8 protein-coding genes are annotated in these 6,768 nt (G+C 68.8%); 1 reads left to right on the top strand and 7 read right to left on the bottom strand.

Features of this window, described 5'->3' with window-relative positions; genetic code table 11:
• Positions 1-154: 154 nt before the first annotated feature.
• Positions 155-1,921 (top strand): monovalent cation:proton antiporter-2 (CPA2) family protein, encoded by a 1,767-nt coding sequence (locus AC27VN_RS28585; RefSeq protein ID WP_296789186.1) that lies wholly within the window; start codon positions 155-157, stop codon positions 1,919-1,921.
• 35 nt (positions 1,922-1,956) lie between these two features.
• Here the strand turns inward: AC27VN_RS28585 and AC27VN_RS28580 are convergent, their stop codons facing one another.
• The 7 genes from AC27VN_RS28580 to AC27VN_RS28550 all read right to left on the bottom strand — a co-directional run.
• A complete protein-coding gene (locus AC27VN_RS28580; protein ID WP_057594209.1) occupies positions 1,957-2,796 on the bottom strand; it encodes an ABC transporter permease in 840 nt (279 codons plus the stop codon).
• Complete coding sequence (locus AC27VN_RS28575) at positions 2,793-3,608, bottom strand: ABC transporter ATP-binding protein (RefSeq protein ID WP_093341331.1); 816 nt, start codon at positions 3,606-3,608, stop codon at positions 2,793-2,795. The genes AC27VN_RS28580 and AC27VN_RS28575 overlap by 4 nt, the downstream gene beginning before the upstream one ends.
• 74 nt (positions 3,609-3,682) lie before the next feature.
• Positions 3,683-4,717 (bottom strand): ABC transporter substrate-binding protein, encoded by a 1,035-nt coding sequence (locus tag AC27VN_RS28570; RefSeq protein WP_057594211.1) that lies wholly within the window; start codon positions 4,715-4,717, stop codon positions 3,683-3,685.
• Positions 4,718-4,877: 160 nt separating this feature from the next.
• On the bottom strand, positions 4,878-5,270 hold the full coding sequence (locus AC27VN_RS28565; protein WP_093341327.1) for an MAPEG family protein: 393 nt from the start codon (positions 5,268-5,270) through the stop codon (positions 4,878-4,880).
• Positions 5,271-5,325: 55 nt separating this feature from the next.
• Positions 5,326-5,916 (bottom strand): recombination mediator RecR, encoded by a 591-nt coding sequence (gene recR / locus AC27VN_RS28560; protein ID WP_093341325.1) that lies wholly within the window; start codon positions 5,914-5,916, stop codon positions 5,326-5,328.
• A gap of 24 nt (positions 5,917-5,940) precedes the next feature.
• Entirely contained in the window at positions 5,941-6,273 is a 333-nt protein-coding gene (locus tag AC27VN_RS28555; protein WP_007836669.1) for a YbaB/EbfC family nucleoid-associated protein, read from the bottom strand.
• A 124-nt stretch (positions 6,274-6,397) separates the two neighbouring features.
• Positions 6,398-6,768: DNA polymerase III subunit gamma/tau C-terminal domain-containing protein (locus AC27VN_RS28550; protein ID WP_490878721.1), on the bottom strand; the 371-nt coding region annotated here is incomplete at its 5' end.

Raw genomic sequence — 6,768 nt, 5'->3', positions numbered from 1 at the left:
CGGCCAGCGCGCCCAGCAAGCAGGTGGTGCGCGAGAAGCGCGGCGGCACGCCCTCGAAGAAGAAGCGCTGAGGAAGCCGCCGAGATGGTGGCACGACCGGCGCAACACCTTTCGCGGCGCCGGCCACGAATAACGAGATCAGGAGGGCCATGACATGGCAGTGGAAGGAAGTGCGGGCGACCTCGTCAAGGTCGTCACGCTGTTGGGTGCCGCGGTGGTCGCGGTGCCCCTGTTCAAGCGCATCGGGCTCGGCTCGGTGCTGGGCTACCTGGCCGCGGGGCTGGCCATCGGCCCGTTCGGCTTCGGCCTCTTCACCGATCCCCAGACCATCCTGCACACGGCCGAGCTCGGCGTCGTGATGTTCCTGTTCGTGATCGGCCTCGAGATGCGGCCCTCGCACCTGTGGAGCATGCGGCGCGACATCTTCGGCCTCGGCAGCCTGCAGGTGGTGGTCTGCGGCATCCTGCTGACCGGCGTGGGCATGGCCTTCGGCTTCCCGCTCGCCGTGTCCTTCGTCTGCGCGATGGGCTTCGTGCTGACCTCCACCGCCATCGTGATGCAGCTGCTCGGCGAACGCGGCGACATCGCGGCGCCGCGCGGCCAGAAGATCGTCGCCGTGCTGCTGTTCGAGGACCTGCTGATCGTGCCGCTGCTGGCCATCGTGGCCTTCATCGCGCCGCCCGACGCCACGCAGCACGTGGTCGAGGCCGGCTCGCGCTGGATCGGCGTGGGCATCGCGCTGGCCGCGCTCGCGGCGCTGGTGGCCGCCGGCATCTGGCTCTTGAACCCGCTGTTCCGCGTGCTCGCCAACTCGAAGGCGCGCGAGGTCATGACCGCCGCCGCGCTGCTGGTGGTGCTGGGCGCCGCGCTGCTGATGCAACTCGGTGGCCTTTCGATGGCCATGGGCGCCTTCATCGCGGGCGTGCTGCTGTCCGAGTCCACCTTCCGCCACCAGCTCGAGGCCGACATCGAGCCCTTCCGCGGCCTGCTGCTCGGGCTGTTCTTCATCGGCGTGGGCATGTCGCTCGACCTCGCGGTGGTGGCGCGCAACTGGCAGCTGATCCTGGCTGGCGTGCTGTCGATGATGGTGGTGAAGTCGCTGTGCATCTACGCGGTGGCGCGGCTCGCGAAGAGCTCGCGCGCCGACGCGCTCGACCGCGCCGTGCTGATGGCCCAGGGCGGCGAGTTCGCCTTCGTGCTGTTCTCCTCGGCGCTCGCCGCGGGCGTCATCAGCCCGGTGGTCAATGCCAACATGACGGCGGTGGTGGTGCTCTCGATGGCGCTCACGCCGCTGGTGGTGCTCGCGCACCGCCGCTTCGCGCCGGCCGTGGCCGAGTCGATGGACGGCATCGACAAGGCCGAGGACCTGGTCGGCAACGTGCTGGTGATCGGCTTCGGCCGCTTCGGCCAGATCGCGATCCAGGGCGCGCTGGCGCGCGGCGCCTCGATCGCGATCATCGACACCGACACCCAGGTGATCCGCGATGCCGCCCTGTTCGGCTTCAAGGTCTACTACGGCGACGGCTCGCGCGCCGACGTGCTGCATGCCGCCGGCGCCCACAGCGCGCGCGTCATCATGGTCTGCGTGAACGACAAGGCCGCCACCACGCGCATCGTCGAGCTGCTCAAGGCCGAGTTCCCGCATGCGCAGCTGCTGGTGCGCGCCTACGACCGCGAGCACATGCTCGAGATCGGCAAGCTCAACGTCGACTTTCAGATCCGCGAGACCTTCGAATCGGCGATGGCCTTCGGCCGCCAGGGCGTGCTGGCGCTCGGCGCCTCCGACACCGAGGCCGACGAGGTGATCGGCGAGCTGCGGCGGCGCGACGCGGAGCGCCTGGTGCTCGAGATGGCCGGCGGCATCTTCGCGGGCCGCGCGCTGGTGCAGGTCAACACCGAGGCGCACGGCAAGAACACCTGAGCGCACCCGAGTTCGTTCTCGGGCCGCCACGCGGTTCAGAGCTTCTCGGTCTCGCCGCTGCGCGGCTGCCACTTCATGAGCCGCTTCTCGATCAGGCCCACCAGCGCGTCGAGCGCGAGCGCGAAGGCCGTCAGCACCACGATGCCGGCGAACACGGTGTTGACGTCGAAGGTGCCCTCGGCCTGCAGGATCAGGTAGCCGACACCGCGCGCCGAGCCCAGGTACTCGCCCACCACCGCGCCCACGAAGGCCAAGCCCACGGAGGTGTGCAGGCTCGAGAACACCCAGCTGGTGGCGCTCGGCAGGTAGACGGTGCGCAGCAGCTGGCGCTGGTTGGCGCCCAGCATGCGCGCATTGGCCAGCACCACCGGACTCACCTCGCGCACGCCCTGGTAGACGTTGAAGAACACGATGAAGAACACCAGCGTGACCGCCAGCGCCACCTTGCTCCAGATGCCGAGGCCGAACCACAGCGCGAAGATCGGCGCGAGGATCACGCGCGGCATCGAGTTGGCGGCCTTGATGTAGGGGTCGAGGATCAGGCTCGCGGTGGGCGCGAGCGCGAGCCACAGGCCGCAGCCCAGGCCCAGCACGGTGCCGATGCCGAAGGCCAGCACGGTCTCGAGCAGCGTGGTGCCCAGGTGCAGGTAGATGTCGGCATTGCCCTTGAGCCCGTCGGGGAACAGCGGGTTCGCCGGCACCTCGAAGGGCAGGAACCAGCTCCAGATGCGCCCGGCCACCTGGATCGGCTCGCCGAGGAAGAAGGCCACCTGCTGGTTGCGCGAGGCCAGGTGCCAGCCCACGAGGATCACGACCAGCAGCACCAGCTGCCAGAAGCGCGCGTTGCGTTCGTTGAGGGCCAGGCGCGACATCATGCGGCCTTCTTCAGTTGCTGCGCGTAGCCCTTGAGCACCTCGTCGCGCAGCACCTCCCAGATCTGGGTGTGCAGCTCGACGAAGCGCGGCTGGGTGCGCACCTCGGCCACGTCGCGCGGGCGCGGCAGGTCGATCTCGAACTCGCCGATCGGATGGGTGGCGGGTCCGGCCGAGAGCACCACCACGCGGTCGCTCATCGCGATCGCTTCGTCGAGGTCATGGGTGATGAACAGCACGGCCTTCTTCTTCGCGCTCCAGAGGTCGAGCACCTCGTTCTCCATCAATTGCCGGGTCTGGATGTCGAGCGCGCTGAAGGGCTCGTCCATCAGGATGATGTCGGGGTCGAGCACCAGCGTCTGCGCCAGCGCCACGCGCTTGCGCATGCCGCCCGAGAGCTGGTGCGGATAGCGGTCGCCGAAGCCCGAGAGGCCCACGCGCGCGAGCCAGGCCTCGGCCTCGCGGCGCGCTTCGGCATCAGGCACGCCGCGGTATTGCAGCCCGACCATCACGTTGTCGATGGCGCTGCGCCAGGGCATCAGCGCCTCGGTCTGGAACATGTAGCCCGCGCGCGCGTTGATGCCCGCGAGCGGCTGGCCGAACACCTTGACCGTGCCGGATGAGGGCTGCAGCAGCCCCGCGCCGATGTTGAGCAGGGTCGACTTGCCGCAGCCCGTGGGACCGACCACCGACACGAACTCGCCGGCGCGCACGCGCAAGGTGGTGTCGGCCACCGCGGTGTAGCGCTGGCCGGGGTCGTCCTTCGAATGGAAGATGCAGCTGATCGAGAGGAGTTCGAGTGCGTGGTCGGACATGGCGGAACTGGATGTCGAGCGAAGTGCGTCCCCCAGAAAAAACCCGGCCGAAGCCGGGTCGCGGGACATCGAGGTCAGGCCTTGAACCTGTCCTTCGCTCGCCGTGCGAAATCGTTGGTGTAGGTTTTCGCCAGGTCGATCTTGTCGGCCTTGACGGAGGTGTCGAAGCTCGCGATCGCCGCCAGCGCGGTCTTGGGTCCCTCGGACGGCACGATGCCGTCGGGCGCGATCGATTCGCGCACCTTGTCGAACGAGGCGAGGTAGAGCGCGCGGTCGCCGAGCAGGTAGGTCTCGGGCACGGTCTTGATGATGTCGCCCGGGCCCGCGGTCTGCAGCCACTTGAGGCCGTGCACGATCGCGTTGGCCAGCGCCTGGCAGGTGTTGGGGTTCTTCTGCACGAAGTCGACCGGCGCATAGAGGCAGGCGGCCGGCATCGGCCCGCCGAACACCTGCTGCGTGCCCTTGAGCGTGCGCGTGTCGCTGATGATCTTCACGTCGCCCTTCTGCTCGAGCATGGTCATCACCGGGTCGGTGTTGCTGATGGCGTCGATCTGGCCCGAGCGCAGCGCGGTGAGCGCGCCGGCCGCGACGCCCACGCCGATGTAGCTCACGTCGCTGGCCTTGAGGCCGCCGCGCGAGAGCACGAGGTTGGCCACCATGTTGGTCGACGAGCCCGGCGCCGAGACGCCGATCTTCTTGCCCTTGAGGTCGGCGATGCCGGCATAGCTCGACATGTTCTTGGTCGACACGCCCATCGCGATCTGCGGCGCGCGGCCCTGCAGCACGAAGGCCTGGAAGAACTGGTTCTTGGCCTGCAGGTTGATGGTGTGCTCGTAGGCACCCGAGCACACGTCGGCCGAGCCGCCGACCACCGCCTGCAAAGCACGCGCGCCGCCCGCGAAGTCGGAGATCTCGACGTCGAGCCCCTCGGCCTTGAAGTAGCCGAGCTGCTCGGAGATGGTGAGCGGCAGGTAATAGAACGCCGCCTTGCCGCCGACCGCGATCGAGATCTTGGTTTTCTCCAGCTTCGGCTGCGCAAACACCCGCGGCAACGCGATGGTGGCGGCGGCGATGGCCGAGGCGGAGATGAGGGTGCGGCGGTGAAGCATGGAACGTGGCCTGCGGCGGCTTGGGGTGGCTCTGGGATGCGTCGAAACTGAATCGAGCTTAGGGGCGCGCGCAGGGTCGCTGCATCGGGGTCATCCCGTGCGGGTTTTCACGTAAGCATGAAGGCCTCTCACAGAGTGAAAAAGGCCGGATTCGACCGCGCTATTTCGCGAGGAACAGGATCGCGATGTTGACCACGAACGCAGCCGCCCAGACCGCGCTGCGCAGCGCCGGAATGCCCTTGATGTAGAGCGCGAGATAGGCCACGCGCAGCAGCACGTAGGCGATCGCGAGGCGGTCGATCCACAGCTGCGCGGCGCCGAGCTGGTGCGCGATGAGCACCGCGCCGATGAAGAACGGCAGGCCTTCGAAGCTGTTGGCCTGCGCGGCATTGGCGCGCGCACGCCAGCCCGCCTGCTTCGCGGCCCAGTCGCGCGGCTGCGCGTTGTCGCTGGGCCGGAACGCGCCGGCCTTGGCGATCCAGGCCGCGAGGTACGGCAGGCCGCAGGCGATGAAGACGCACCAGTAGGCAACGGTGAGCAGCGACAGGGTCATGGGTGTCTCCGGAATCTCTTGGATGCGCCGCGCAGCGGCGGTGGCCGCCGCGGGATCAGCGCCGGTCGACCAGCGCGTGCGCGATGGTGCCGAGGTCCACGTACTCGAGCTCGCTGCCCGCGGGCACGCCGCGCGCGAGCCGCGTGACCGTGAGGCCGCGCTGGCGCAGCGCATCGCCGATGACGTGCGCCGTGGCCTCGCCCTCGGCCGTGAAGTTGGTCGCGAGGATCACCTCGGCCACGGTGCCGTCGAGCGCGCGCTCGAACAGCTTCTGCAGGCCGATGTCCTTGGGGCCGATGCCGTCGAGCGGGCTGAGCTTGCCCATCAGCACGAAGTAGTAGCCGCGGAAGGCGTTGGTGCGTTCGAGCGCGGCCTGGTCGGCCGGCGTCTCGACCACACAGAGCTTGGTCGCGTCGCGCCGCACGTCGAGGCAGACGTTGCACACCGGCATCTCGGTGAAGGTGTTGCAGCGCTCGCAATGGCGCACCTGCCCCGCCGCCTGCTGCAGGGCGCGCGCGAGCAGCTGCGCGCCCTCGCGGTCGTGCTGCAGCAGGTGGAAGGCCATGCGCGAGGCCGACTTGACGCCCACGCCCGGCAGGCGGCGCAGCGCATCGACGAGCGCGTCGAGGGAACCGGCGTCGGACACGTCAGCCTTGGTGGCGCAGCGGCATCAGAACGGCAGCTTCATGCCCGGGGGCAGGCCCGGCATGCCGGCGGTCAGCTTGCCCATCTTCTGCTCGCTGGTCTCCTCGGCCTTGCGCACGGCGGCATTGAAGGCGGCGGCCACGAGGTCCTCGAGCATGTCCTTGTCGTCGGCCAGCAGGCTCGGGTCGATGGTGATGCGCTTGACGTCGTGCTTGCAGGTCATCACGACCTTGACCAGGCCGGCGCCCGATTCGCCCTCGACCTCGATGTGGGCCAGTTCTTCCTGGGCCTTCTTGAGGTTGTCCTGCATTGCCTGCGCCTGCTTCATGAGGCCGGCCAGTTGTCCTTTGTTGAACATCGTTGGTCCTGTGGATCGGTTGGGTGGATGGGGAAGGATAAGAGATGGAAGCGCAGATGGCGGCGAAGCCTCGCCGCCGCAAGGGCCACGGCCGATTGTCGCCGCTGCGCGTGGCCCGCTGCGCTCAGGCCGGTTTGAGCGAGCCCGGGACGATCCTCGCGTCGAAGTCGCGCATCAGGGCCTGGATCTCGGGATCGCTGCGGATCGCCTCCTCGGCGATGCGCTGGCGCTCGTCGGCGGCGGCCTTGTTGCGGCGGGCCGGGCTGTCGACCACGCCGCCGACCTCGATCGCGAGCTTGACCTCGTGGCCGATCGCGGCCAGCGCGGCGATCAGCTTCTCGCGGCTCGAGGGCTGGTTGAGCGATTCGCGCTCGATGCGCAGCAGCCACTGGTCGGTATCGCGTGCCACCAATTGCGACTGCAGCGCCAGTTCGCGCGTGAGCGCGGCGATGCTCTCGGCCGCGATCAACTGCGTGACGGTGGCGAACCAGAAGT

The organism is Variovorax sp. 20P10.2.4 (assembly GCF_058244205.1).
Note: the sequence above shows the minus strand (reverse complement) of the source record. Positions and strands in the feature narration are given on the sequence as shown.

Coding starts and splice junctions, on each gene's coding strand:
- AC27VN_RS28585 (WP_296789186.1), top strand. CDS start 155: ATGGCAGTGGAAGGAAGTGCGGGCGACCTCGTCAAGGTCGTCACGCTG.
- AC27VN_RS28580 (WP_057594209.1), bottom strand. CDS start 2,796: ATGATGTCGCGCCTGGCCCTCAACGAACGCAACGCGCGCTTCTGGCAG.
- AC27VN_RS28575 (WP_093341331.1), bottom strand. CDS start 3,608: ATGTCCGACCACGCACTCGAACTCCTCTCGATCAGCTGCATCTTCCAT.
- AC27VN_RS28570 (WP_057594211.1), bottom strand. CDS start 4,717: ATGCTTCACCGCCGCACCCTCATCTCCGCCTCGGCCATCGCCGCCGCC.
- AC27VN_RS28565 (WP_093341327.1), bottom strand. CDS start 5,270: ATGACCCTGTCGCTGCTCACCGTTGCCTACTGGTGCGTCTTCATCGCC.
- AC27VN_RS28555 (WP_007836669.1), bottom strand. CDS start 6,273: ATGTTCAACAAAGGACAACTGGCCGGCCTCATGAAGCAGGCGCAGGCA.